This is a genomic window from Collinsella aerofaciens (genome assembly GCF_040910185.1).
Classification (GTDB): domain Bacteria; phylum Actinomycetota; class Coriobacteriia; order Coriobacteriales; family Coriobacteriaceae; genus Collinsella; species Collinsella aerofaciens_BF.
Genome location: NZ_JBDGBA010000017.1, coordinates 22,906 through 47,227, shown reverse-complemented (window position 1 = coordinate 47,227; position 24,322 = coordinate 22,906). Strand labels below are relative to the sequence as shown.

Genomic DNA, 24,322 nt, shown 5'->3' with positions numbered 1-24,322 from the left:
ACGGAATAGACGGACCGACCGTCCGGCTGAGTCTGGGAAGAGGTGCCGGGCGGCGGGCGGAGCATGGCCACCGGACCTATCGAAACACATCTCCACCGTTCCTTCAACTGGGAAAACGGCGCCCCCGGACCCCAGGAGGGGCCGCGGAGGCGTTCGGCTAACTGCGGGAATGGCCTATCCGCTCAATGTGTTCGGCTGAGATCGGAAATCAACCATCGCAATAATACCTATAATGGCGATAGCTAAAACACGATTCGCTTCCCCATCGGAGGATATCCATGACCGAAACCATAGCCGCTTCACCCATCGAGACGCGCGACACCAAGCTCGAGATCATCATGGGCCGCGAGGCACTCGACAAGCTCGCTGACGCCACGGTGCTGGTACTCGGCTGCGGCGGCGTGGGCTCCAACTGCTGTGAAGCACTTGCCCGCGGCGGCATTGGCCATTTCGTAATTCTGGATAAAGACATCGTCGCGCCCAGTAACATCAACCGTCAGGCCATTGCCTTTCATAGCACCATCGGTAAGCGCAAAGTGGACGTTATGGAGGCTATGATCCACGACATCAACCCTGCCGCCACCGTCATCAAACGCACCGAATACCTGTTGAGCGACAACATTGACGGGTTCTTCGCGAGCGTTTTGGAGCAGACGGACGGCAAGCTCGACTACGTCGTCGACGCCATCGACACCATCTCGGCCAAGCTCACCATTGCCAAATATGCTCAGGACCACGACATTCGTTTGGTTAGCTCCATGGGCGGGGCCAACAAGCTCCATCCCGAGTGCCTCCGCTTTGCCGACATTTTCGATACGGTACGCGACCCCATGAGCCGCATCATGCGCAAAGAATGTAAGAAGCGCGGAATCAAGAGTCTGCACGCGCTGTTTAGCTGCGAGGAATCGGTTAAGACCCAACCCCGCGACCCGTCCAACATCCACGAGCGTACCGAGTTGGGTACCGCTAGTTTTATGCCGCCCATCATGGGTCAGATGATTGCCGGCGAGGTTATCCGCCAGATCAGTGGACGCGGCACCGAGCGTGTGCGCGCCGACGGCCAACGCCTGGACTAGCAGGATGTCCTGCGATGGAACCGCAATTCTTTGACACGCATTGTCATCTTGATTTGATGCTCGGCCCCGATGCTGCAGCCAGTGAGTCGGCGGCGTCGGGTCTGGGGCTCTTTGACTGCGGGGTCGACCCACGCGACTTTTCGGCCGCAAACGAGCGCGCCCGTCGCCTACCAGGCATCATCGCTGGCGTTGGGCTCCACCCCTGGTGGCTCGCCGACGGCCGCTGCGGTCCTGCCGAAGTCGATCTGCTTTGCGAAGTTGCTGCCCAAGAGCGCTACATCGGCGAGGTGGGACTCGACTTTTCCGCACGCTTTGCCGGAAGTGAGCCGCTACAAATACAGGCATTTGACCGGCTCTGCGATACACTCGTGCAGCATCCTCTTACCGGGCGCGTGATATCAATTCACGCCGTTCGTTCGGCAGGAGCCGTACTGGACGTCCTCGAATCGCATGGACTACTCATCCCAAACCCCGACTCCCCCGTTATCATCTTCCACTGGTTTAGCGGCACTTCGGACGAACTCGTCCGCGCGCGTGATGCGGACTGTTATTTTTCCGTCAACCAGCGCATGCTCGCCACCAAACGTGGACGCGAATACGCCCGACAGATTCCACTCGACCGTCTACTGCTCGAGACCGATGCGCCAGCCGAGCCAAACACAGAAACAAGCGCACAGTCGCTCATCAGATCGCTCACAAGGACCTCGATGCGCATTGCCTCACTCAAAAACTGTGACGCTAAGCACATTGAATCGGCAGTTTTAGCAAATGCGCGCTCTGTATTTGACCTTCGCTAACCCCTGTGGGCAAAAAATGTCAAATATGAGTACTGTTGCAAATCCAGTAACATTATTTTACGGCAAAATAGTGCCTTGATAATGTACAGCCATCCATTATCAAGGCACTTTAAGGTGGTTAAAGTCATTTTTAGCAGGTTTTAATCGCTCGCAGACACCCAACTAGGCCCTCAAAAGCTTAATTTCGCTGTTACTAAATTAGTGACAGTACTCATATTTAGCATTTTTTGTCCATGGAGTCCCAGGGAGGCGACAATTCGACTCCCCGGGACTGCTCACCTATTCGGAAATCGGCACTCCATGGCCCCAGGAGCCTTCCATGCCGCACACGGTCGAGGCAAACCCGGCAGCAAAGTCGAGTGCACGCTCGATGGCCTCGGCACCATCCTCGCCACGCTTGGCGGAATCGAGATAACACATCAGGAACGAAGCCAGGAACGAGTCGCCCGCACCCATGGTGTCCTTCAAATCCGTTACCGGTTTAGCCAGTTGGCGGTAATAACGATCGCCATCATAGGCAATGCAGCCCTCAGCGCCAGCCGTTGCCGATACGAAACGCGGACCTAGACCCCTCACCCATGCCAGACGCTCGCGAATCTCATCCTCGCTCGCGGCGTCTGCCGCGCTAAAGAATGCGAAGTCAACGTAGGGAGCAATCTGCTCGTAGTACTCGTCGGTCGAATCGTCCGAGAAGTCAAACGAAACCGTGATGCCCGCGGCCTTCAACTTGGGAAGTTCGCGCTCGGTAAAGCAATAGTTGCCCGAGTGGACTACGTCGAACTGCTTCATGTACGCAAGGTCAAAGCGATCGAGCACATAGCGAGTATCACCACGGATGCCACCCTCATTGGAGCCAAGGAAAACACGGTCGCCGTTAACGACGGTCACGCGCGCAGCACCATTCTCACCGATGAGCTGCTTGCATTTGGCTAGTTCAACGTCCTCATCCTCAAGACTCGCAATCACGTGCTCGGCAGCAGCGTCATTACCAAAGATGCCCATATACGCGGAGCGCGCGGCTCCGCATTTCTTGGCATACACGGCAAAGTTCACCGCATTGCCACCCGGATACATCGTGCGAATATGCTCGTAGCGGTCGACGACGTTGTCGCCAAACCCCAGTGCGCTCACGTTAAATGCCATAGCGCGCCCCTCTCTTATGCCAGCGGAACCACTGTTGTGACAACAATGCCGCCCAGAATCTACGCGAGTTCCAGCAGGTCCGGCAGCTGGTCGATAATCTTGTCCGCGGCATCCTGGCTAAAGCCAAAGCGCTCCTCGCGCTTGGCAATGACCGTCAGGCCGGCTCGCTTACCCGCGGTAATGCCCGGAACGGAATCCTCAACGCAGCAGCAACGATTCGCGGGCAGCCCCAGCAGGTCCAGCGCATGCAGGTAGATGTCGGGCTCGGGTTTGCTCTCCTTAAACTGCTCGCCGCTCACCACATACTCAAAGGCATCAGACAGCCCGCATGCGTTGAGCACTTCCTCGATGCTAACCATGGGAGACGAGCTGGCAAGCGCCACGCGAACGCCACGGCGCGGCAGCTCTCGAATCGTATCCACGGCGCCTGGGTTAATCAAAGCCTGATAGTCACGCGGACGCTTATGCGCCCACTCGTCCCAACGGGCCAACGCCTCCTCGCCAGTGAAGTGTCCCTTACCGGCGCGCTCAAACCAATCGACCAGCATATGCAGGAAGAACTGATGCGAGGTACCGACCTGCCCATTCAACTCCTCTTGAGTCAGATTAAGTCCAAGCTCCTTGGCAAACGCGGCAGTCTCGCCCAAGTAGTAATACTCGGTATCGACAATGACGCCGTCCATGTCAAAGATAACGGCGTCGAACGGAAATGCGGACACGGCACCCTCCCTAACAAAAGGACGCCCGCAAGCAGGCGCCCGAGCCATGCATTAATCGGCGATTCTAACCCAGCAGCTTATCCAGCGTCACCGCAATGCCATCTTCGTTGTTATCGGCGGTCACCATCTGGGCTACAGCCTTAACCTCTTCGACGGCGTTACCCATGGCAACACCGGTGCCGGCCCACTCAATCATGGACTTGTCGTTCTGGCCGTCGCCAAACGATACGACCTCACTGGCATCGATGCCGAGCTTGGGCAGGGCACCCTCGAGTGCGCGGGCCTTGTCGATACCGGGCGCCGTGTACTCAAAGTACCAGTCGGCCGTAAACATGCCCGAAAGCGTCTGCTTAAAGGGCGCATACATCTCCTCGTAATGCGCCTGCAGGTAGGCCGGATCGCCCGCCGTCAGCAGCTTGTCCACGGGATAAGCATCAGCGACCTCATGCAGGCTCTCCACCTCGCGAATCTTAAGATCGCACGCGTCGCGCTCATACTTGACGATATTCTTCTGCGAGCCGTCAGGCAGCGTGATCATGCAATGGTACGAGTCCTCGACGTGCAAATCGCGACCGAGCGAAATCATAGGGATCACGTCAAAATTACGCAGGTGATCAATCAGGCGATGCAATTCGTCGGCAGGCATAGCCTGATCGAACAGCACCTCGTCGGTCTGGGCATCGACGACGTGTGCGCCGTTAAAGGCCACCAGCAGACCGTCATGGTTTTGAAGGTCGAGCTCTTGCGCCAAGGCGTGCAGCCCCCATGCGGGACGGCCCGAAGCCAAAATGAGCTTAATGCCCGACTCCTGCGCCGCGAGCAGCTTCTCGCGCGTACGCGGGCTAATCACTTTCTGATCGTTGGTGAGCGTACCGTCGATATCCATCGCGATGGCTTTGATTGCCATATATGCCTCCCTGTCATTGAACAACCTTGTCTGAGCCATCATACAGAACACCCATCGCGACTCCGTTTACAACGGGCAAAAAGTCATATTGTCTCGAACATGAACAGCGTGTGGTCGTGAAGCTTTATCGCTCAGGTCAAATACGTCTGCTAGCGACGCTCATCCGTCGGTGCGCCCTCGACGATCGCGATGCCCGCCGATGCACCTAACGCGCTGGCGCCGGCCTCGATGAATGCGCAGGCCTCTTCGTAATTATGGATACCGCCCGCCGCCTTGATTGCCACGGCATCGCCGAGCACCTCGTGCATCAGCCGCACGTCCTCGAGCTTAGCACCGCCAAAGCTTCTGCCGGTCGATGTCTTAAGGAATCCCGGCTTGGCCTCCAGCGCGATCTCGCATACACGGCGCTTGGCGGCGTCGTCGCCGTCCAGCTTGCACATCTCGACGATTACCTTGTCAGTGATGCCATGCGCGCGACAAAAATCAGCAATGGTAGTCATCTCGCGCTCGACGGCATCAAAATCGCGGTTCTCGATCGACCTCTGATTCAAAACGTAGTCAATCTCGGTAAAGCCACACGCAGCGTATTCCTCAAACCTCGCAAGCTTCTCCTCGAGCGCCATAGTGCCCTGGGGAAAGTCGATAGCGCCGGCAAGGATGATGTCAGAGTCCTCGAGCATGGCGCGGCCCGTCTCGTACTCCTGCAGGTTCGCAAATACGCAGCGAAAGTTGTACTTTAACGCCTTCTCGACATATTGCTCAAACGTGTCCTCGGGGGCATCGATATAGTCGATGTATTTGTTGATGGGTTTGGCAAGCGTCATGCTGGGCCTCCTTGTTCAGGACTGACAACCGATTCGTGGTTTCACGCGAAAAACCACGTTCAATGTACGCCCGGCATGCAAGGACAGCGTCCGTATTCCGACAAGTGGTATGAAATTAGCTTTAAACGTATATTTACAGACAGCGAATGGCACCGCACGCGGATGCCGACAGCAAGACATCCCCCTCCTCAATACACCCTCATGCCCCTTTACTGTTTGCGACCAGAAATGATGAGCTGCACAACGTCGTTAGCGGTCGAATTCGACCTCTGACGACGTCACGCGACCCATCGTATCTGGCCGACAACAGAAAAGGGGCCCGTATCCCAAAGGATACGGGCCCCTTTCGGCCATGACCTATCTCAGCAACAAAGACTACTTGCGGCGAGCGCGGTAGAACTCGATCGCACTATCTTATCCGAGCCGGGGCACGTTCGCACAGCGCGCGTATGACGGTTGCAAAACCACCCCATTTGAAACAAAGACAAAAAAGTACTTGCAAAGACGCGTTCCGACATATAAGTTGATAAAAGACCGCCGTTGCGGTTTTAAGTAGATCGAGCATATTCAGTTTCAGTTTTCAGCGTGTAAGAGAAAGAAGATCGGCAAAGTACAACCCCGAACGCAATGACAACTTAATGAAGTAACTGCCACATGTGAGGCACCCCGGGCATTGCTGTCTCGGTTTTGAGCACGATGCCTTCCGCCTTGCATGGGCCGTTCCATCCCGCCCCTGCAGCAACTGCCTCACGGGCTCATTGAAAACCGCATAGCACCCCAACGTCAGCACATCACCCACGGCAAGCACATCACTCACGACAACCAACACATCAACAAACAGCACGAACATCAACCGATTGGAGAAGCTATGACAAACCACCACGCTGAAGACGGCGATAAGAAAAGCATTCTGGATGCCCGCATTGAGCGAGCATATGCAAACGAATATGACGCCGCCTTTGCCGCCGCGACCATCAAGAACTACGCGTCGCTACCGCTCGCGACGATCTTGGCCGACCACCCTCAACTGCTGAAGCGCTGCACAAAGATCATGGGCGACCCCGACATTCGCAAGCTGACAGACCCCTATGCCCCAAAACGCGACAACGATTCGTACGTTCTTACCGTAGGCTGCCTAGCCCATATGCTTACGGCGCTTGACACGAAACTCAAGCTCGAATGGGAACCCGACGAGCGTCATGAACTCGAAAGCAAGCGGAACACCCTGCGCACCGCACTGTTCCTTCCGTTGGACGGCCTCAAGCGCTGCAACGTCGAGCTCAATACACAGGCGCGGCAAAAGCCCGGGACCACGGGGCAGAAAACTCCAAGACCCCATGCGGCCATCGTCGACCGCAACCGATATAACCGCATGACCGCGCATTTTTCTGCCGAGGGAACAGCCATAAGGACGCTAATCGACCTGCTGTGCCTCCTGAGCATCAACGAGCTATTTGAGGGCTATCTCGCCCTTGTTCCCGCGACGGCACCCAAGTCGGTAGCAAAGATCATCGAGACCTGCAGACGCCAGTTTGAGCGCCATCGCAATGGCAGCGAGATGAACGCCAGCATCGCGCAGTACTACGCGGCTCATTACAAAAATGACGGATGTGCCCCTGTCGAGCATCAGCTGCGGCTCGCCTACACCACGCCCGCCGCAACGCTCTATCGCTTTGGAGCCCTTGGCGCTTGCGAGCCGCACGAACAGGCAGTCTGCCCCACAACCGAGCTCGATCTCAGGCTCGGACGAACCCTGTAGCCCGCCAGCCCCTCCGCGGGCAACAATCCTATTCCACAACACAACCAACAGAAAGGAGTCCTCATGGACACCAATCATTCCCCCATCATCAGCCCCCTCACCATGCGTGAATCCGCCCGAGGTATCACGCTCACCAGCATTTACGATGAGATGCTCGCCCGTCGCGAGCTCTCCGTCATGGGAAACATCGAAACCCCGATGGCCCACGACCTATGCCAGCAGATCCGCCTGCTCGATGCCACCGACCCCAGCCGCCCCATCACCATATTTGTCGCCAGCGCCGGCGGAAGCGTGCGATCGGGCCTTGCGATCTATGACGCCATGCGCCTCGCATCGTGCCCCATCCGCACCGTCTGTCTGGAATTCGCCGCGTCCATGGGCGCCGTGATCTTTATGGGCGGCGACGATCGCCGTATGGCGCCCCATGCAGAGCTCATGATTCACGACCCGCTGATCCCCCAGGGGGCAGGCGGCTCGGCACTTGCGCTGCAAGAAACCAGCCGGCGTCTCATGCAGACCCGCAAGACCCTCACGCAAATCCTCTCGGACCGCAGCGGCCTCACGCCCAAGCGCATCCAGTCCCTCACTGCAAAAGACACCTACCTTTCGGCCGAGCGCGCCGTCGAGCTCGGCTTTGCCCACGAAATCCTCTCGACCACCAAGGAGGTCGCCCATGTCTAACCTCGCCAGCCGCCTCGCCGCATCTAAGTCCGCATCGTCCACCATCCTCGCCAAGGATCGAACGCTTTCCTGCGACACCCGCCAAACGGGACTCAACAACAACGCACTTGTGATCGGCCCCTCGGGAGCCGGCAAGACCCGAAACGTCCTCAAGCCCAACCTGCTGCAAATGAACGCAAGCTACATCGTGCTCGACACCAAAGGCACGCTCTGTCGCGAAGTGGGACCCGTGCTGGCAGCCCACGGTTACCGCGTGCAATGTCTCAACTTCGCCGACCTCAACACCGTCCCGGCCCTTGCGCCCGGCATCGAGCGCTGCGGCTACAACCCCCTGAGGCACATTCGCCGCAAGGCGGACGGCAGGCCCAACCAGCAGGACATCCTCTCGGTGGCAAAGGCCATCTGCCCCATCGAGGACAACAACCAGCCTTTTTGGGATCATGCGGCGGCAAACCTGCTGTCGTGTCTTATCGCCTACGTCACCGAACAGCTACCCGCCGACGAGCAGACGATCAGCTCGGTCATCAAGCTGATCGAGCACCTGCAGGACGGTGCCACGGGTCGATTGTTTGACGACCTGATCACGACCGACCCCCAAAGCTATGCCCTCTCGCTATGGCGGCGCTACGCCATTACGCAAAATGCCGAGCGCATGCACGCGAGCATCGTCGGCATCCTTGCCGAAAAGGTCATGTGTCTGGGATTCGACGGTGCGGCACAGCTCTATCGTGAGTGCCATCAGGTGGACTTCGCTTCCATGGGACACACCCCCTGCGCCCTGTTTGTAACCGTAAGCGATATTGACCGCAATCTCGATCCGCTGACCGGCCTCTTTATTACGCAAGCGTTTATGGGCCTCATTCGTGAGGCCGATAGGCAGCCCGACGGCAGCCTGCCCGTGCCCGTGCGCTTTATGCTCGATGACTTCGCAAATCTGCAGATCCCCCAGATCGACAACGTGCTCTCGATTATCCGAAGCCGCAACATCTGGGCAACGCTGCTGCTGCAGTCGACCAACCAGCTCGATGCGCTCTATGGCGAGGCACGCGCACGCTCTATCATGGGCAACTGCGACACGCATCTGGTGCTGGCGTTCCAGGATCCCGAGAGTGCCCGGGTGTTTTCCGACCGCGCCGACGCGCTGCCCAGCACGCTCATGGCGACGCCGATCGATCGCTCGTGGCTCTTTGTACGCGGTCGCACTCCCGAACAGGTCGAGCGCTTTAGGCTCGAAGACCATCCGCTCTACGGGGAGCTGCCCGAGGCGCAGCGAGGCCATGCGGAGGCCGAGATCTAGGCGCAGGGTTCTCGCAGCGCGCGACGCCCCGGCGATGCTCCACAAAGGCCGTGCGCCCCGGGACCACGGCAAAGCAAAGGGGCCCGCATCCGATAGGATACGGGCCCCTGACTATAAGGCGCGATGCGTTAACAGCAGCGACTACTTGCGATGCGCGCGATAGAACTCGATGAGCGCCTGGGTCGAAGCGTCCTGCTCGGCCTTGGCGGCATCGTCGTGGAAGGCAGGGGTGATCTGCTTGGCAAGCTGCTTGCCCAGCTCAACACCCCACTGGTCATAGGAGTCGATGCCCCAGACCGTACCCTCGACAAACGTGATGTGCTCGTACAGGGCGATGAGCTCACCGAGTGCGAACGGGGTCAGCGTGTCGCCAAAGATCGAGGTCGTCGGGCGGTTGCCCTCAAAGCAACGGGCCGGGACGATCTGCTCGGGCGTGCCCTCGGCACGAACTTCGTCGGCCGTCTTGCCAAAGGCGAGCGCCTTGGTCTGGGCCAGGAAGTTGCCCAGGAACAGCTCATGCACGTCCTGGCCGCTATCGGTCGCAGGGTTGGCGGTATTGGCAAAGGCGATGAAATCGGCCGGGACCACCACGGTGCCCTGGTGCAGCAGCTGGTAGAAGGCATGCTGGCCGTTGGTGCCGGGCTCGCCCCAGAAGATCTCACCGGTGTCGGAGGTCACGGCGCTGCCGTCCCAACGGACATGCTTGCCGTTGGACTCCATGGTGAGCTGCTGCAGGTAGGCCGGGAAACGGTGCAGGTACTGGCAGTACGGCAGCACGGCATGGCTCTTGGAACCGAAGAAGTTGACGTACCAGACGTTGAACAGGCCCATTAGCGCGACGGCGTTGTTCTCGAGCGGGGTATTGCAGAAGTACTCGTCGATGGCGTGGAAGCCCTCGAGGAACTGCTGGAAGCGCTCGGGGCCGAGCACGACGATCAGCGACAGGCCCACGGCGGAGTCAACAGAATAGCGGCCGCCGACCCAGTTCCAGAAACCGAAGGCGTTGGCAGGGTCGATGCCGAAGGCCTCGACCTTCTCGAGCGCGGTGGAGACGGCGACGAAGTGCTTTGCCACGGCCTCGGCGTTCTGCTCATCGGAGCCGTCGATGGCGCCCTGAGCCTTGAGCTGCTCGAGCATCCAGGTCTTGACCTCGCGAGCGTTGGTGAGGGTCTCGAGCGTGGTGAAGGTCTTGGAGACGATGATCACGAGCGTGGTCTCGGGGTCCAAACCCTTAAGCTTCTCGGCCTGGTCGTTGGGGTCGATGTTGGAGATGTAGCGGCAGTCGATACCGGCGTCAGCATAGGGACGCAGAGCCTCGTAAGCCATGACCGGGCCCAGATCGGAGCCGCCGATGCCGATGGACACCAGGTGCTCGATCTTCTTGCCGGTAACGCCCTTCCACTCACCGGAGCGCACGCGCTCGGCGAAGGCATACATGCGGTCGAGGACCTCGTGCACGTCGGCGACGACGTCCTGGCCGTCGACAATGAGCTGGCCCTTCTCGCTTGCCGGGCGACGAAGCGCGGTGTGCAGGACGGCGCGGTCCTCGGTGGTGTTGATGTGCTCGCCGGAGAACATGGCGTCGCGGCGCTCCTCGAGCTTCACCTCGCGGGCAAGATCGCACAGCAGCTTGACGGTCTCATCGGTCACCAGGTTCTTGGACAGGTCGAAGTGCAGGTCACCGGCGTCAAAGCTCAGCTTGTTCACGCGCTCGGCATCGGCGGCGAACCAGGCCTTGAGGTCGATACCCTCGGCCTCGAGCTTCTCCTGATGGGCCTCGAGTGCCTTCCAAGCGGCAGTCGACGTAGCATCGATAGGTGCGGCAACAGTTGCCATAGAGTCCTCCTCAGCATACGGGCGCACGCCTCCATGCGCCCGGACATTCAGATGCCACTATTCTAGCGCAGGTCAAGACTATAATCAGCGAGCGTTGCCAATCGGCCCCCAAACGGCAACCGACCAAATAGGGACAGGTTTATTTTGGCAGGTCAAACGCTTTACCTACCAAAATTAACCTGTCCCTTCCTGGCAGATATTAGGCCGCAGCGCAGACGCTGCCGAGCAACTCACGCAAAGGAGACCCGATGCCCTCCAGCAGTTCGGGCGCGATAATGGCAAAAACGGGAACCTCGCCGGTGCCCACGACAGCAGGCACCTTGCCCTCCGAGACAATGCATCCATAAGGCACAAAGCCGTCTTCGCCGGCATCGAGCGCCGCCATGCGCCGCGCGAGCTCGCGCGCAAAGCCGGCAGTATCGGCATCGCCAATCGCCAGGACAAAGTCCACGCCTTCGTCGGTCGCCAGGGCTACGGCCTCATCGACCAAATCGTCTCCCCCGTCGCCCCCGACCAAGCCGCAGCGAAAAAGCACGCGTTCGAGCAGAGCTCGATCAAGCGAGCCGAGCGCCGCCGAGACGAGCTCATCGTGCGTATGTTTGTCACCGCCCAACACGACCAGCGCCTTGGTGCCACCGTAGTGAGCGACCAATCGTCCGCACCAGCGAGCCACGTCTCCATCCGCAACAAGGCGCGTCGGCATACCAAACCCATAATTGACCATCTTTTCCACAACCCTTCCGTGCGTATAGGCGGTATCGATCGTTAGGCTCATGCTACGAAGCGAGCTTTTCCGAGCTGTTTCGCGCTCTTTAGGGCTGCGTTAAAAACCCGATGCAGCCGCACGACCATACCCGCCAAAAAGGGACAGGTTTTGACGGTGTCTGGTCGAGCGGGTATTATCGAACAGGTATTCGATAAGAACATGTGTTTGATGGGAGGACGCGTGGCGCACGAGCAGCACACCTACATCTGCATCGACCTCAAGACGTTTTATGCCAGCGTCGAGTGCGTGGACCGCGGGCTCGATCCACTCACCACCAACCTGGTCGTTGCCGACGAATCACGCGGACGCACGACCATCTGCCTCGCCATCACACAGGCCATGAAGGACCTCGGGATACACAATCGCTGCCGTCTGTTCGAAATTCCCGATGGCATCGACTACATCACGGCCGTACCGCGCATGCAGCATTACATGGAGGTGTCGGCGAAAATCTACGGTATCTATCTGGAATACGTCAGCCCCCAAGACGTGCACGTCTACTCCATCGATGAGTGCTTTATCGACGTGACGCCCTATCTGGACCTCTATCACACCGATGCGGAAGGGTTCGCCTGCACGCTGCGCGACGAGGTCCTCGCGCGCACCGGCATCACGGCGACGGTCGGCATCGGCCCCAACCTATTCCAGGCCAAGGTAGCGCTCGACATTACCGCCAAGCACGTACCCAGCCGCATCGGCATACTCGACGACGAGACCTTTCGCAAGGAGATCTGGCCCCATCGCCCCATCACCGACATCTGGGGCATCGGCCCCGGCGTGGCAGCCCGACTCGAAAAGTATGGCGTCTACGACCTGATGGGCGTCGCCGCCCTTGACGAAAACCTGCTCTACGACGAGCTCGGCGTCAATGCCGAATATCTTATCGATCACGCCTTCGGACGCGAGCCGACAACCATCGCCGATATCCAAGCCTATCGCCCGCAGGCAACTTCGACCACCACAGGACAGGTGCTCTCGAAGGGTTATGCCTACGAACAGGCCTATACCGTCTTGCGCGAGATGGTCGACAACGCCGTTTTAGACTTGGTCGATAAGCACGTGGTCTGCGACAGCATCTCGCTCTTTGTGGGCTACGCGAGCGAACGCGCCGACATACGCCGCCTCGACGCCAGCGGTACAGCGCAGTATGTGGACGGATGCGGGCACCTGCGCTCGAGCACATCGAGTATCGAACCCACCGCAACCGCCGGCCCCGAGCTCGCGCCCCGTGCGCCCAAGCCCGTCCAGCGCGATGACGAACGGCGTCGCCTGGTGCGCGAAGCGCAGGCAATCGATGGCATCTTTGTGGGAGAGCATGGCGGCAAACCGCGCGGTGGCTATGCCGCACTCTTTGCGCACTCTAACGCCTCGCGAAAGCTGCCCGAGCGTACCAATTCGTTTAAGAAGATCATGGGCTATTTCGATGAGCTCTGGGCGCAGACTGTCGATCCCAAACGACCGGTCAAGCGCATCAACCTGGGATTTGGCAACCTCATGCCCGAGGAATTTGCCACCATCGATCTGTTCAGCGATATCGAGGCCGATGAGCGCGAGCGCGACCTGGCGCGCGCCGTCCTGGCCGTGAAAGGCAAGTACGGCAAGAACGCGCTCGTCAAGGGATTAAGCTTTACCGCCGGCGCCACCGCGCGCGAACGCAACGAACAAGTTGGAGGACATCGTGCCTAAGTCCCAACAACAGCCGATGCGGCCACCGACACCTTTTGAACGCCTAGCGGACCCCGAGGGAAGACGTCGCTCCGCCGACCCAAAGCTCACCGCCAACGGCACCGTCCGTGCCGGCCGTGCCGCGCAGTTTATGCCCTTTGCCGCCCTCACGGGATACTACGAGCTCGTGCGTAAACAAGAGATCACCGCCGAGCCAAAATGCGAACTCACAGAAGAAAAAGCCCTCGAACTTTCGAAAAAGCTCGAGGGCCTCAAGCGTGGCGACTTGGTTCGTGTCACCTATTACGATACATACGGCTATCGCAGCCGCACCGGCATCCTCGACGAGGCGCTCCCTGCTTTCAAACTCCTCAAGCTCAAAGATATCGCCATCGACTTCGACGACATCCAGGACATCGAGCTACGCGGACGAGCCTAGACAAGGACGCGCATCCAAGGCAAGGCCTACAGCGTCATGACGTAGTAACCCGCATCTCTCACGGCAGCCTCAAGGACACCGCGATCGATCGGCCGCTTGGAGCGCACGCGCGCTGTGTGGTCCGCATACGTCACCGTTGCCCACACGCCATCCAGCGCATTGAGGGCATTGGCTACGTTCTGAGCGCAGCCGTCACAGCTCATGCCGCCGATGAGCAGCTCATCGCTATAGGGGTAGTGGGACGGATCGGTATCCGCAACCACTACCTTCTTGGCCTTCTTACCGCTCGTGCCATCGCTGCAGCAGCTCTTTCCGTGTGTCGAAGCGACAATGCGACGCAGTCCAAAAAACATGCCGACGGCAATGACGGCCAACACGATGAGATTCGCAGGGTTGAGCAAGTCACTCATGCGTTCCCCTTTCAAGTAGCTCTATCTAGATACCCCCATGGGGTGTCCCCATCTTAACCCAAAATCATGTCCGTTCGGTCAATTAGTTTCCCTCTTCAAACTTTTTTGTTGACCGTGGCTTACTTTCGTGTATAAGTTTTCCTTGGCTAACAACTGAGGACCCGAAAGGGGCATCGTGACTCGAACCATTGACATCCCAACATACCAAACGGCTGTCGTGCGCAACTGCTCCCCTACGCTCGCAGGTATCAAGCCGGCTTCGCTCTTTACCTATCCCGGCGTTTACGCCAACCAAAACGGAAAACCCAGCGCCGCCCATATCGAAGAGCGACGCTCTCGCCTGCTCGCCGTCATAGCCCAATGCAACTGCGAGCTCCAGCCACTCGGGATCCATATGAGCGTTTTGGTCTGGCGCCCCTGCGGAGCGCTCATCTATGTGTACCGCCCTGCAGACCTCATGCGATACCTCTCCGACCCCCGCGCCACGACGGCGCTTGCCGCCGAAGGTTACGATGTCCACAACCTGCCCGCGTCCCTGGTGCATCTCGCCGCGCGCATCACACTGGCAAGCAGCAATGCCGCAGAGAGTGCCTATGACGGCAGCGTCTGCGCGCTCGCGCGAAATAGGCACTGCGATACGGGGTGCATGTGCGAGTTCCCCCACGAAATTGGCTATTTTTTGGGCTATCCCTACGAAGATGTCCATCAGTTTATCGTCCAGCACGGCGAAAACTATAAGGTCTTTGGCGCATGGAAGGTATACACAAACGTTGAGCAGGCGCTCACGACCTTCGATTCCTATCGCGCATGCACGCAATACCTTACCTACATCTATCAACAGGGCTGCACTCTGGGACAACTTGTCCAGGCAACCCGATAGAGCATACAAAACGCGGCCGCACGCCGCACAACCGAAAGGAAGACATATGAGCAAGATCGCAGTCGTCTACTGGAGCGGTACAGGCAACACCGAGGCCATGGCAAACTTCGTTGCCGAGGGCGCAACCGGTGCCGGCGCCGAGGCAGAGGTCATCTCCTGCGCCGACTTCTCTGCCGACAAGGTCGCCGAATATGATGCCTTCGCCTTCGGCTGCCCCGCCATGGGTTCCGAGGAGCTTGAATACGATGAGTTCCAGCCCATGTGGGATGAGGTCAAGGAGACCCTCGGCGACAAGAAGGTCGTCCTCTTTGGCTCTTATTCGTGGGCCGAGGGCGAGTGGATGGACAACTGGAAGGCCGATGCCGACGAGGCGGGCGTCAATGTCGTCGATTCCGTCATTTGCTACGATGCGCCCGACGATGAGGGCGAGACCGCTTGCAAGGCCCTCGGAGCCGAGCTCGCGTAACGAACCCAGGACCTCCAAAAGAGTCTGCATCAAAGCACATCCTTATCCCTACAAAAGAGCGGGGGCTGGATTCAAGTCCAGCCCCCGCTCTTTTATAACGGCAGTTACATCAACCGGCTACGAGATATTGCCCAAGAACGCCTTGGTGCGCTCGCTCTTGGGGTGGTCGAAGACCTCGCTCGGCGTACCCTCTTCCACAATGACGCCGCCGTCCATAAAGACGACGCGGTCGGCGACATCGCGAGCAAAGCCCATCTCGTGCGTCACGACGATCATGGTCATACCGTCGCGCGCCAGGTCGCGCATGACGCCCAAGACGTCGCGCACGAGCTCAGGGTCGAGCGCCGAGGTAGCCTCGTCAAAGAGCATGACGTGCGGGTTCATCGACAGGGCGCGGGCGATGGCAACGCGCTGCTGCTGGCCGCCCGAAAGCTGACTCGGCATAAAGTCGATACGCTCGGCAAGACCGACCTTGGTCAGCTCCTCGACGGCGATCTTCTCGGCCTCTTCCTTGCTGCGCTTGAGCACCTTCTGCTGCGCGAGCATGACGTTCTTTTTGACTGAGAGGTGCGGGAACAAATTGAACTGCTGGAACACCATACCCAGATGCGTGCGCACCTTGTTAAGGTCGACGCCCTTGGCGCACACGTCCACACCCTCGACGATAATCGAGCCGCTCGTGGGATGCTCCAGACGATTGATGCAGCGAAGCATCGTCGACTTGCCCGAGCCCGAGGGGCCCAAGACCACAACGACCTCGCCCTTATGCACATCCAGATCGATATCGCGCAGGACCACGTTGTCGCCAAAGGCCTTCTGGAGGTTCTTGATGCTGACGACGACCTCGTTCGAGTTATTGGTTTCGCTCATGATAGGACCTCCTTACAGACCGGCGATGTGATCGGCAGGCGTCGCGACAACCTGTCCGGCGCTCTTGGCGGGACGCTTCTTCTTGGTCTCGGCCGTGCCCAAAAGCCTCGCCTCAAGACCGCTCACCAAGCGAGCGAGCGGCAGGGTGATGACCAGATAGAACAGGGCGGCAACCACGTACGGTGTAATGGAGCCCGTCGTGGCCACGATGGTACGGGCGTTCATGACGATCTCGACCACGCCCACGGCCGCAAGCAGCGACGTATCCTTGTAAAGCAAGATAAACTCGCTGGTCAGCGTAGGCAAAACATTGCGGAACGTCTGCGGAATCATAACGTAGAGCAGTGTCTGGAAGGCATTCATGCCCAGCGAGCGAGCAGCCTCGTTCTGGCCCTTGGGGATCGACTGAATACCGGCACGGAAAATCTCGCACAGGTACGCAGACGAGTTCATGGCCATGACGATAACGCCAAGCACGTAGTCATCAACCTTGACGCCGGCCAACGGCAGACCGAAGAACGCGATATAGATCTGCAGGAACGCCGGCGTACCGCGGATGATATTCACATAGATGCCGGCGAGGCAGCGCAGGATGCGCGACTTGGAGATGCGCATGAGCGACAAGGCAAAGCCAAAGGGAATTGCCAGCGGAAACGCCACAAGCACGATCGAGAGCGACATAAGGAAGCCCTTAAAGACGATCGGCAGGCTCTGGACCAAAATGACCGGGTTTAAGAACAGGCGCAGGAACATATTGGAGTTCCAGGCCTCGACCCACGGCTGCTCCTTAAGATCGGCCAGGAAGTTATCGAATGCCGTCACGCCCTTGATCTCCACCGACGGAATCTTGGAGATCTTCTTGGTCGAGCCATCGGCCAAAGTGCAGGTGCCGCTAAAGACCTCATCGCCGCCCTCGACGGGGAAGGTCACGCCGTAAACCTCGACACGGAAAAAGCCGCCGGCAGGCGCCGTCTCGCCAAAGTCGATCTTGAGCGTCTGGCCGTCAGCCTTGCACGTGGGCTTCATGGGCGTACGATCCATGAGGTCCTCGCCCGAGAGCATCGTCAATCGCGTGTCATCGGTACCAAACGTCGTGCCGTCGACAAACGTCAGCGAAAGACCGCTCAGCTCCTCGTCGGCATCGGCCTGGACCTCCCAGGTAATGCGCGTCTCGGTACCGCCGACCACAGCGCTGCCCGAACCAGTGTTGGGTCGGGCGGTAATCTTTGCGGTCTCAAGCGCCTGGGCGGTCGTGGGCGCATATGCCCCTGCGCACACCAGCGCGAGCGCCACGGCCATGGCGCAGGCTAGCTTTTGGAGCAAGGCGGGCAGTGGAAAACGCTGCTCCGCGGCCCCTTTGTTCAGTCGAGACAAGGTGGCTCCTATCGTAGAAGTTGCCGGCAAAACGAGACGGAAATACTCTCCGTCAAGAGAAGCGCAAAGGCCCTCTCCGCCAAAACGGAAAGGGCCCGCGATCAATCAAGTAGCTATTTTACTTGATGTTGTACTTAGCCATGAGGGCGTCAATGGTACCGTCGTCGGTCAGGTCCTTGATGGCCTGGTTGATGTCTTCCTTGAGCTTGGTGTTACCCTGGTTGATGGCGATGGCGTACTCCTCGCCGGTGCTGATCTGCTTAATGGTCTGGCAGGTGTTGAACTGCTCGGCGGTCAGCTGGCTGGCAACGGAGCGGTTGGTGACTACGGCGTCGCCCTTATCGGACTGCAGGGCGCTGAAGCACTCGGTAGCGTCCTTGTAGGGGACGATCTTGGCCTTGGGGAAGTTCTCCTGGGCAAAAGACTCGGCGGTCGAGCCAGACTGAACGATGATGGTAGCGTCGGCGTTGTTGAGCTTCTCGCTGTAGTTGTCGGCCGTGATGTCGGTGTTATCGACCTTGGTCACGATAGCCTGATCGTCCATGTAGTAGGAATCGGAGAAAGTGACTTCCTTCTCACGCTCGGGCGTGTCGGTGATAGCCGCGATGGAGACGTCGTACTTGGCGCCCGAAGCGACACCCGGAACCAGCGTGTCAAAGTCATTGTTGACGTACTCGACATCCAGGCCCAGCTTGTCACCGATAGCCTTGATGAGCTCAAGGTCAAAGCCCTGGTAGTCGCCGTTGTCATCCTTGTACTCAAACGGCGCGTACTCGGCAGAGGTGCCGACGGTCAGCGTGCCGTCCTTGACGAGCGCGTACTCCTTGGAGCCGTCGACCTTCTCGACCTTAGCGTCGTCAGAGCTGCTGGAACCGGCATCAGAACCAGAGGTGGCGTTGGACGAACCGCAGCCCGTCAGAGCAAGGGCGAGCGCCATAGCACCCGTGGCGGCAAATGCGCCAAGCTTCTTCAGCTTCATAATCAGTCTCCTTCCGGTGACCTCGTTTGATTCAGAGGTCTGCAAAAACTGTTGGCTATTATGCACCCGGAATTACGAATCTGCAATGAGAAAACTGATTGAAACAAACCCATAACGTGAATGGAATACTCTACTTTGTGACAGTCATTACTGCTGCAATGACCTTAATAGTCTAATTTCAGCTGCATAACCTGCAAGTTCGTTCGGAGTCTCCAAAATAAACGGCAGCGAACGCAAGTGGCCATTCGATACAATATTCTGCATAACCTGCATACCTCCACCAAATTCCTCACTGCCAAGGTATCCCTTGCCGATGCACTCGTGACGATCTTTATGGGCGCCACAAGAGTTCTTCGAATCGTTGATGTGTACGGCATGCAAGCGATCGATACCCACCACGCGGTCGAACTCGTCGAGTACGCCGTCCAGATCATGGATGATGTCGTAGCCGGCATCGCTCACATGGCAGGTGTCTAGGCAAACGCCCAGCTTGGCCGACAGCTCGGGGCGTTTGCCGGCAACACCCTCAATGATGAGCGCCAGTTCCTCAAAGCTGCGGCCCACCTCGGTGCCCTTGCCCGACATGGTCTCGAGCAGCACCGTCGTCTGCTGGCCCTCAAACATCACCTGGCACAGCGTGTCGACAATCATCTGAATGCCGACGTCTGCCCCCTGTCCCACATGCGCACCGGGATGAAAATTGTAGTAGTTGCCGGGCAGCGCTTCCATGCGCTGCAGATCCTCGGCCATGGCCTCCAGGGCAAACTCGCGCGCCCGCTCCTTAGCGGAGCAGGGGTTATAGGTATACGGGGCATGAGCCACGAGCGGGCCAAAGTCGTTTTGCTCCATAAGCTCGCGCAGAGCCGCCACGTCATCCATGTCAAGTTCTTTTGCCTTGCCACCGCGCGGGTTGCGCGTAAAGAACGCAAAGGTATTGGCGCCAATGGACAACGCCGTCTCCCCCATTGCCCGATAGCCCTTCGTCGTCGAAAGATGACACCCGATCGTCAGCATCTCCAGCTCCCTCCTCATCAGTTGCGGTGAAATACGGTCTATTGGTGCCCTATTTTGGCGCAAACAGACCGTATTCCACCGCAAGTTATACAAGGGGCATCAGGGGCACGGTCCGCCGAGCCCCCACGCCCTAAAGTTTCAAGCGAATCGCATCGATGATGTGCGCACAGCGCTGTGTAGCGGCTAGGGACATGATGGGGCTTTCGAGTTTCCCCGCCTGAATGAGCTGTGTCGCATGCGATGCCTCACCGTAAAAATCATCGACCTCAAATGGTGCATCGATTTCGAGTACTCGACCGTCGGAGTACTTCACATGGGCGAGCTCGGGGCGATGAAGACGCTCGATTTCCAACGAGCCCCGCTCACAGGCAATCGTTAAGCGGCTTTCATATGCTGCTTTGCCGTCGCACACCATATGAATGGGTATACCGCCGACGCTCATATGGATCTCGTCGGCCCAATCGACACGGCTGCCTGATACGTCACGCCAGCGAACTTCACGGGACGAAACCTCGCACGTGCCCGCGAGCAAATCCTCAAACCAACCGACCGCATAACAGCCCATGTCATATAGACAGCCGCCCTGCAGCGGATCAAGCAGATAGCCCGAAGGAGACTCGCCGTAATCGAGCTTTTGCACGCTTTCAATCGAGACGATACGGCCAAGCTCACCCGACGCAAGCAAGTCTTTCACGCGAGTGCGCATCGGGCAAAACCGATTCTTCATCGCCTCCATAAACAGCACGCCGCGCTCGCGAGAGGTGGAGGCGATCGAGAGAGCCTCTTCCTCACTCAAAACGGCCGGCTTTTCGCACAGCACGGCCTTTCCGGCGCACAGCGCGCGACAGGCCCAACGCGTATGCATGCCATGCGGAAGAGCCAAGTAGATTGCGTCGACATCGGGGTCGGCAATCAGCGCGTCATAAGCCGCATCGCCGCTATCGTCGGCCGAGGCATGGCCATGCGCAGCATCGATCGAAAACACTCGGCAAAATTCCTCGACATGTGCAGGAGTGCGACCGGCCGCAGCCACCAGCCGTGCCCCGTCGACCTTCTTGAGCGACGATGCAAATCGATGAGAAATGTGTCCAGCGCCCAAAATGCCCCAACGAACCCCACGCGAATCATTACATGAATCCCGATGGCCCACGACAGCCCCCTTCAGTTGCGGTGGAATAGTCCCTGTTTAAGCCCTATTCTGCCGCAAACAGGAACTATTCCACCGCAAGTTATAAAAGGGTCACGAGGAGCGCGTTTTGCCGAAGGCCTTAAGCACTGCCGTCACGGGTCCAGGCTGGAAGCGTCGGCGCACGTCATCGAGACGCTCGGGGATATCGATATGCTGTGGGCAGTGGCGCGCGCATTTGCCGCACTTGACGCAATTGCTCACCAGCTTGGCCTCGCTTGTACGCACCGCGCTCGCCGTAAAGTACTGCGATAGACCCGTAAACCAGCTGTGCGCATAACTCGCGTTGTAGGCGGCAAAACATCCAGGGATATTGATGCCTTTAGGGCACGGCATGCAATAGCCGCATCCCGTGCAGGGCACGCGATTCGATTTTTCAAACTCATCCAGCACGTGCGCGATCGTGTCGAGCTGAGTAGCTGTCATCGAATCCTGCAGGGCCCGATCGGCCAACACCACGTTCTCATCCACCTGCGCGGTATCGGTCATACCCGAAAGCAGCATCGTCACCTGAGGATGATTCCACACCCACGAAAGACCCCAGGCGGCAGGAGTGCGCAAATGCGGGTCACGGGCGCTATCGAGCACAGCGCGGGCCCGTGGCGGCAGCTTGCCCGCTAAACGCCCGCCCAGCAGTGGCTCCATCACAAACACCGCGAGGCCTCGCTCGGCGGCGGCCATGAGCCCCGCTGTTCCCGCCTGATATCGCTCTCCAGCGTAATTGTACTGGATCTGGCAAAAGTCCCACTCATATGCATCGAGCATCGTCAGGAAATCCGCCGCGCTGCCGTGGTACGAAAAACCAATCTGGCGAATGCGCCCCGCCGCCTTTTGACGCGCGATCCAGTCCTCGATGCCCAACGCCACCACACGTTCCCACTGGGCGGGCGAGGTAATGTTGTGCATGAGGTAATAGTCGATATGGTCGGTCCGCAGGCGGCGCAGTTGCTCGTCGAAGAACCGGTCGAAATCCTCCGCGCATTTGCACGAAGCATGCGGCAACTTGGTTGCGAGCAAAACCTGGTCGCGCAAGCCCAGGCGCTCAAGCGACGCACCCACACAAGCCTCGTTGCCGGGATAGAGATAGGCCGTGTCCAGGTAGTTAATCCCCTGCTCCACCGCACGGGAGATGATGGCGTCGGCTGTCTTCGCATCCGGGCGTCCCGGCGCACCGGGAAACCTCATGCAGCCCAGCCCCAACGCCGAGATACGGTTGCCGCTTTTGGGGTCAACGCGATATTGCACGGCCCCTCCCCTCCCATCGAAGCCCTGACAAGGCGAAACAAACCCGTCACGTCATCGAAACACATCGGAATCGCAATTGAGAACGTATCGTAACGCAGCAGAAATCAGGCCGTCACGGCACCGCTTTAACATCAGCAAAAAGCCCGATGAAAGGAGTCGCCCATGCCCGCGCTCGACCTTTGGAACCTCGCATCCCAGCTCAAAAGCACCGATTATCGCTGGGTCGACCTCACCCACACGCTCTCGTGCGACACCCCACACTGGTTTGGCTTTAAGCCGTTTGAGTCCACCAAGCTCTTCGACTATCTGCCAAACACGCCCGAGGACATGCTCGCCCCTATGCGCTGCTTTCAGTATTCGGTCGCCTCGCAGTACGGCACGCATGTCGACGCACCGCGGCATTTCCACGTTGAGGGTCGTTCCCTTGGAGAGATTGAACCCATCGAGTTTATGCATCCGCTCTGCGTGATCGACAAGCACAAGGAATGCGTCGCAAATCCTGACTTTATCCTGACCATCGAGGACCTCAAAGCCTGGGAGAATGAGCACGGTCGCATTCCCAAGGACGCCTTTGTTGCCTTCCGCTCCGACTGGTCCAAGCTCGCCGACCTCGAAAACAAGGACGAGGACGGCCAGCCCCACTACCCCGGCTGGGACCTCGACGCCATCAAGTGGCTCGTTGAAGAGCGCAACATCGGCGCTATCGGCCACGAGCCGGCCGACACCGACCCGGCGAGCGTGACCACGCGGGAGGACGCCTACCCCTACCCCGGCGAACAATACATCCTCTCGGTCGACCGCTATCAGATCGAGGTCATGGACCATCTAGACGAGCTTCCCGCCACGGGCGCCGTCATCTTCTGCACCTTCCCTAAGGTCCATGATGGTGTCGGATACCCCGCGCGCGTTTTTGCGGTCTGCCCCGCGGCATAAGCGCACTGCGCAATAGTGTCTTTTTCACAACAGCAGCCCCGCGCGCCCACCAAACGCCCCGACGACATACAATCCATCAGGCGCCCCATATGCGGGCGCCTTTTATATGGGGAGATGATTCACATGCAGATCAACAAGGTCGCCTTTATCGGCAAGGGCGGCGTCGGCCTGCTCTACGGCAGCATGATTGCCAAGGCCCTCGGCAATGACGCCGTCGAATACGTTATGGATGACGCCCGTTTTGAGCGTCACGCGGGCGATGCGCTCACCGTCAACGGAAAGCCTTGCGATCTCACATCCGTCCGCGCCAGCGAGGCAGCGCCCGCCGATCTGGTCATCCTGACGGTCAAGACCACCGGTCTCGACCAAGCACTCAAGACTATGGAGCGTGTCGTGGGACCCAACACGCTCATCGCCTCGCTGTGCAACGGCATTACGAGCGAGCAAAAGATTGCCGAACGCTTTGGCTGGGAGCATACCGTCCTGGGTATCTGCCAGGGCATGGACGCCGTATTCCTCGACGGCGCGCTCACCTTTACCAATGCGGGCGAAATCCGCTTTGGCGCAGCCGCCGGCACCGACCCCGCGACCGTCGCCGCTATCGACGAGCTCTATACGCGCTGCGGCATCGCCCATACCGTCGAGGACGACATCGCTCACCGCATGTGGGCCAAACTCATGCTCAACGACGGCATCAACCAGACCTGCATGGCCTACGGCGGGACCTACGGAAGCGCCACGGAGCCGGGCTCCGAGCAGCGTCGCTGCTTTGTTTCCGCCATGCGCGAAACGCTTGCGGTCGCCAACGCCGAGGGCGTTGAGCTGACCGAGGCAGACCTGACGCAAATGGTGCACCTCATCGAGGGAATCGACCCCGCCGGTATGCCCTCAATGGCTCAAGACCGCATCGCAAGGCGCAAAACCGAGGTTGATGAGTTCGCGGGCACCATCTGCCGCCTCGCAGCCAAACACGATATCCAGGCACCGCAAAACGAGTGGCTCTATCGGCGCATCCGCGATATCGAGAAAAGCTGGTAGCGCCAACGCGCCGCATTC

The 24,322-nt window shown here is 58.9% G+C and carries 24 protein-coding genes; 11 read left to right on the top strand and 13 right to left on the bottom strand.

Features of this window, described 5'->3' with window-relative positions:
- Positions 1 to 278: 278 nt before the first annotated feature.
- Together AB5Z54_RS07540 and AB5Z54_RS07535 are read left to right on the top strand one after the other, a co-directional pair.
- The gene (locus tag AB5Z54_RS07540; RefSeq protein WP_368161030.1) at positions 279 to 1,076 is read left to right on the top strand and encodes a tRNA threonylcarbamoyladenosine dehydratase; all 798 of its coding nucleotides are present in this window, start codon (positions 279 to 281) and stop codon (positions 1,074 to 1,076) included.
- A 14-nt stretch (positions 1,077 to 1,090) separates the two neighbouring features.
- Positions 1,091 to 1,873, top strand: coding sequence for a TatD family hydrolase (locus tag AB5Z54_RS07535; RefSeq protein WP_368161028.1), 783 nt, complete (start codon positions 1,091 to 1,093; stop codon positions 1,871 to 1,873).
- Positions 1,874 to 2,152: 279 nt separating this feature from the next.
- On the opposite strand, the gene AB5Z54_RS07530 is transcribed toward AB5Z54_RS07535, so the two are convergent.
- The 4 genes from AB5Z54_RS07530 to deoC form a co-directional block, all read right to left on the bottom strand.
- A complete protein-coding gene (locus AB5Z54_RS07530; protein WP_195444520.1) occupies positions 2,153 to 3,016 on the bottom strand; it encodes a PfkB family carbohydrate kinase in 864 nt (287 codons plus the stop codon).
- A 59-nt stretch (positions 3,017 to 3,075) separates the two neighbouring features.
- Positions 3,076 to 3,735 (bottom strand): HAD family hydrolase, encoded by a 660-nt coding sequence (locus tag AB5Z54_RS07525; protein ID WP_368161025.1) that lies wholly within the window; start codon positions 3,733 to 3,735, stop codon positions 3,076 to 3,078.
- Between the two features lie 64 nt (positions 3,736 to 3,799).
- Positions 3,800 to 4,642 carry a Cof-type HAD-IIB family hydrolase gene (locus tag AB5Z54_RS07520; RefSeq protein ID WP_195444518.1) on the bottom strand — a complete coding sequence of 281 codons (843 nt, stop codon included), beginning with the start codon at positions 4,640 to 4,642 and terminating at the stop codon, positions 3,800 to 3,802.
- A 149-nt stretch (positions 4,643 to 4,791) separates the two neighbouring features.
- Entirely contained in the window at positions 4,792 to 5,466 is a 675-nt protein-coding gene (gene deoC, locus AB5Z54_RS07515; RefSeq protein WP_368161023.1) for a deoxyribose-phosphate aldolase, read from the bottom strand.
- Positions 5,467 to 6,334: 868 nt separating this feature from the next.
- Here deoC and AB5Z54_RS07510 point away from each other — a divergent pair.
- The 3 genes from AB5Z54_RS07510 to AB5Z54_RS07500 all read left to right on the top strand — a co-directional run bounded on the left by AB5Z54_RS07510 (position 6,335) and on the right by AB5Z54_RS07500 (position 9,203).
- Positions 6,335 to 7,225, top strand: a complete 891-nt coding sequence (locus AB5Z54_RS07510) for a hypothetical protein (RefSeq protein ID WP_217749972.1) — start codon at positions 6,335 to 6,337, stop codon at positions 7,223 to 7,225.
- 63 nt (positions 7,226 to 7,288) lie between these two features.
- A complete protein-coding gene (locus AB5Z54_RS07505) occupies positions 7,289 to 7,906 on the top strand; it encodes an ATP-dependent Clp protease proteolytic subunit (protein WP_022094432.1) in 618 nt (205 codons plus the stop codon).
- Positions 7,899 to 9,203: a VirD4-like conjugal transfer protein, CD1115 family gene (locus tag AB5Z54_RS07500; protein ID WP_368161020.1), complete on the top strand. Its 1,305-nt coding sequence runs from the start codon at positions 7,899 to 7,901 to the stop codon at positions 9,201 to 9,203. Before AB5Z54_RS07505 ends, AB5Z54_RS07500 begins: the two co-directional genes overlap by 8 nt.
- A 141-nt stretch (positions 9,204 to 9,344) precedes the next feature.
- Here AB5Z54_RS07500 and pgi read toward each other — a convergent pair whose 3' ends face one another.
- Together pgi and AB5Z54_RS07490 are read right to left on the bottom strand one after the other, a co-directional pair.
- Positions 9,345 to 11,039 (bottom strand): glucose-6-phosphate isomerase, encoded by a 1,695-nt coding sequence (gene pgi, locus AB5Z54_RS07495; protein WP_117757367.1) that lies wholly within the window; start codon positions 11,037 to 11,039, stop codon positions 9,345 to 9,347.
- A 199-nt stretch (positions 11,040 to 11,238) separates the two neighbouring features.
- Complete coding sequence (locus AB5Z54_RS07490) at positions 11,239 to 11,763, bottom strand: iron-containing alcohol dehydrogenase (protein ID WP_158558624.1); 525 nt, start codon at positions 11,761 to 11,763, stop codon at positions 11,239 to 11,241.
- Positions 11,764 to 11,964: 201 nt separating this feature from the next.
- On the opposite strand from AB5Z54_RS07490, the gene AB5Z54_RS07485 reads away from it, so the two are divergent.
- Both AB5Z54_RS07485 and AB5Z54_RS07480 read left to right on the top strand, forming a co-directional pair.
- Positions 11,965 to 13,491 (top strand): Y-family DNA polymerase, encoded by a 1,527-nt coding sequence (locus AB5Z54_RS07485; protein ID WP_271758953.1) that lies wholly within the window; start codon positions 11,965 to 11,967, stop codon positions 13,489 to 13,491.
- On the top strand, positions 13,484 to 13,909 hold the full coding sequence (locus AB5Z54_RS07480; RefSeq protein WP_231500777.1) for a hypothetical protein: 426 nt from the start codon (positions 13,484 to 13,486) through the stop codon (positions 13,907 to 13,909). The genes AB5Z54_RS07485 and AB5Z54_RS07480 overlap by 8 nt, the downstream gene beginning before the upstream one ends.
- A 26-nt stretch (positions 13,910 to 13,935) precedes the next feature.
- Here AB5Z54_RS07480 and AB5Z54_RS07475 read toward each other — a convergent pair whose 3' ends face one another.
- The gene (locus AB5Z54_RS07475) at positions 13,936 to 14,319 is read right to left on the bottom strand and encodes a heavy-metal-associated domain-containing protein (RefSeq protein WP_271758921.1); all 384 of its coding nucleotides are present in this window, start codon (positions 14,317 to 14,319) and stop codon (positions 13,936 to 13,938) included.
- Positions 14,320 to 14,494: 175 nt separating this feature from the next.
- On the opposite strand from AB5Z54_RS07475, the gene AB5Z54_RS07470 reads away from it, so the two are divergent.
- Entirely contained in the window at positions 14,495 to 15,199 is a 705-nt protein-coding gene (locus AB5Z54_RS07470) for a DUF3793 family protein (RefSeq protein ID WP_055286885.1), read from the top strand.
- Positions 15,200 to 15,245: 46 nt separating this feature from the next.
- The gene (locus AB5Z54_RS07465; RefSeq protein WP_368161017.1) at positions 15,246 to 15,665 is read left to right on the top strand and encodes a flavodoxin; all 420 of its coding nucleotides are present in this window, start codon (positions 15,246 to 15,248) and stop codon (positions 15,663 to 15,665) included.
- 117 nt (positions 15,666 to 15,782) lie between these two features.
- Here AB5Z54_RS07465 and AB5Z54_RS07460 read toward each other — a convergent pair whose 3' ends face one another.
- The 6 genes from AB5Z54_RS07460 to AB5Z54_RS07435 form a co-directional block, all read right to left on the bottom strand.
- A complete protein-coding gene (locus AB5Z54_RS07460; RefSeq protein WP_055286888.1) occupies positions 15,783 to 16,535 on the bottom strand; it encodes an amino acid ABC transporter ATP-binding protein in 753 nt (250 codons plus the stop codon).
- A 12-nt stretch (positions 16,536 to 16,547) separates the two neighbouring features.
- Positions 16,548 to 17,909 carry an amino acid ABC transporter permease gene (locus tag AB5Z54_RS07455; RefSeq protein WP_368161015.1) on the bottom strand — a complete coding sequence of 454 codons (1,362 nt, stop codon included), beginning with the start codon at positions 17,907 to 17,909 and terminating at the stop codon, positions 16,548 to 16,550.
- Between the two features lie 118 nt (positions 17,910 to 18,027).
- Positions 18,028 to 18,888, bottom strand: coding sequence for an ABC transporter substrate-binding protein (locus AB5Z54_RS07450; RefSeq protein ID WP_148345627.1), 861 nt, complete (start codon positions 18,886 to 18,888; stop codon positions 18,028 to 18,030).
- Between the two features lie 147 nt (positions 18,889 to 19,035).
- On the bottom strand, positions 19,036 to 19,902 hold the full coding sequence (locus AB5Z54_RS07445) for a deoxyribonuclease IV (RefSeq protein WP_368161014.1): 867 nt from the start codon (positions 19,900 to 19,902) through the stop codon (positions 19,036 to 19,038).
- Between the two features lie 130 nt (positions 19,903 to 20,032).
- Positions 20,033 to 21,052, bottom strand: coding sequence for a Gfo/Idh/MocA family protein (locus AB5Z54_RS07440; RefSeq protein WP_368161012.1), 1,020 nt, complete (start codon positions 21,050 to 21,052; stop codon positions 20,033 to 20,035).
- Between the two features lie 90 nt (positions 21,053 to 21,142).
- Positions 21,143 to 22,333, bottom strand: a complete 1,191-nt coding sequence (locus tag AB5Z54_RS07435) for an aldo/keto reductase (protein WP_368161010.1) — start codon at positions 22,331 to 22,333, stop codon at positions 21,143 to 21,145.
- Positions 22,334 to 22,495: 162 nt separating this feature from the next.
- On the opposite strand from AB5Z54_RS07435, the gene AB5Z54_RS07430 reads away from it, so the two are divergent.
- On the top strand, positions 22,496 to 23,266 hold the full coding sequence (locus tag AB5Z54_RS07430; protein WP_368161008.1) for a cyclase family protein: 771 nt from the start codon (positions 22,496 to 22,498) through the stop codon (positions 23,264 to 23,266).
- Positions 23,267 to 23,389: 123 nt separating this feature from the next.
- Positions 23,390 to 24,304, top strand: coding sequence for a ketopantoate reductase family protein (locus AB5Z54_RS07425; protein WP_368161007.1), 915 nt, complete (start codon positions 23,390 to 23,392; stop codon positions 24,302 to 24,304).
- The last annotated feature ends 18 nt before the right edge of the window (positions 24,305 to 24,322 follow it).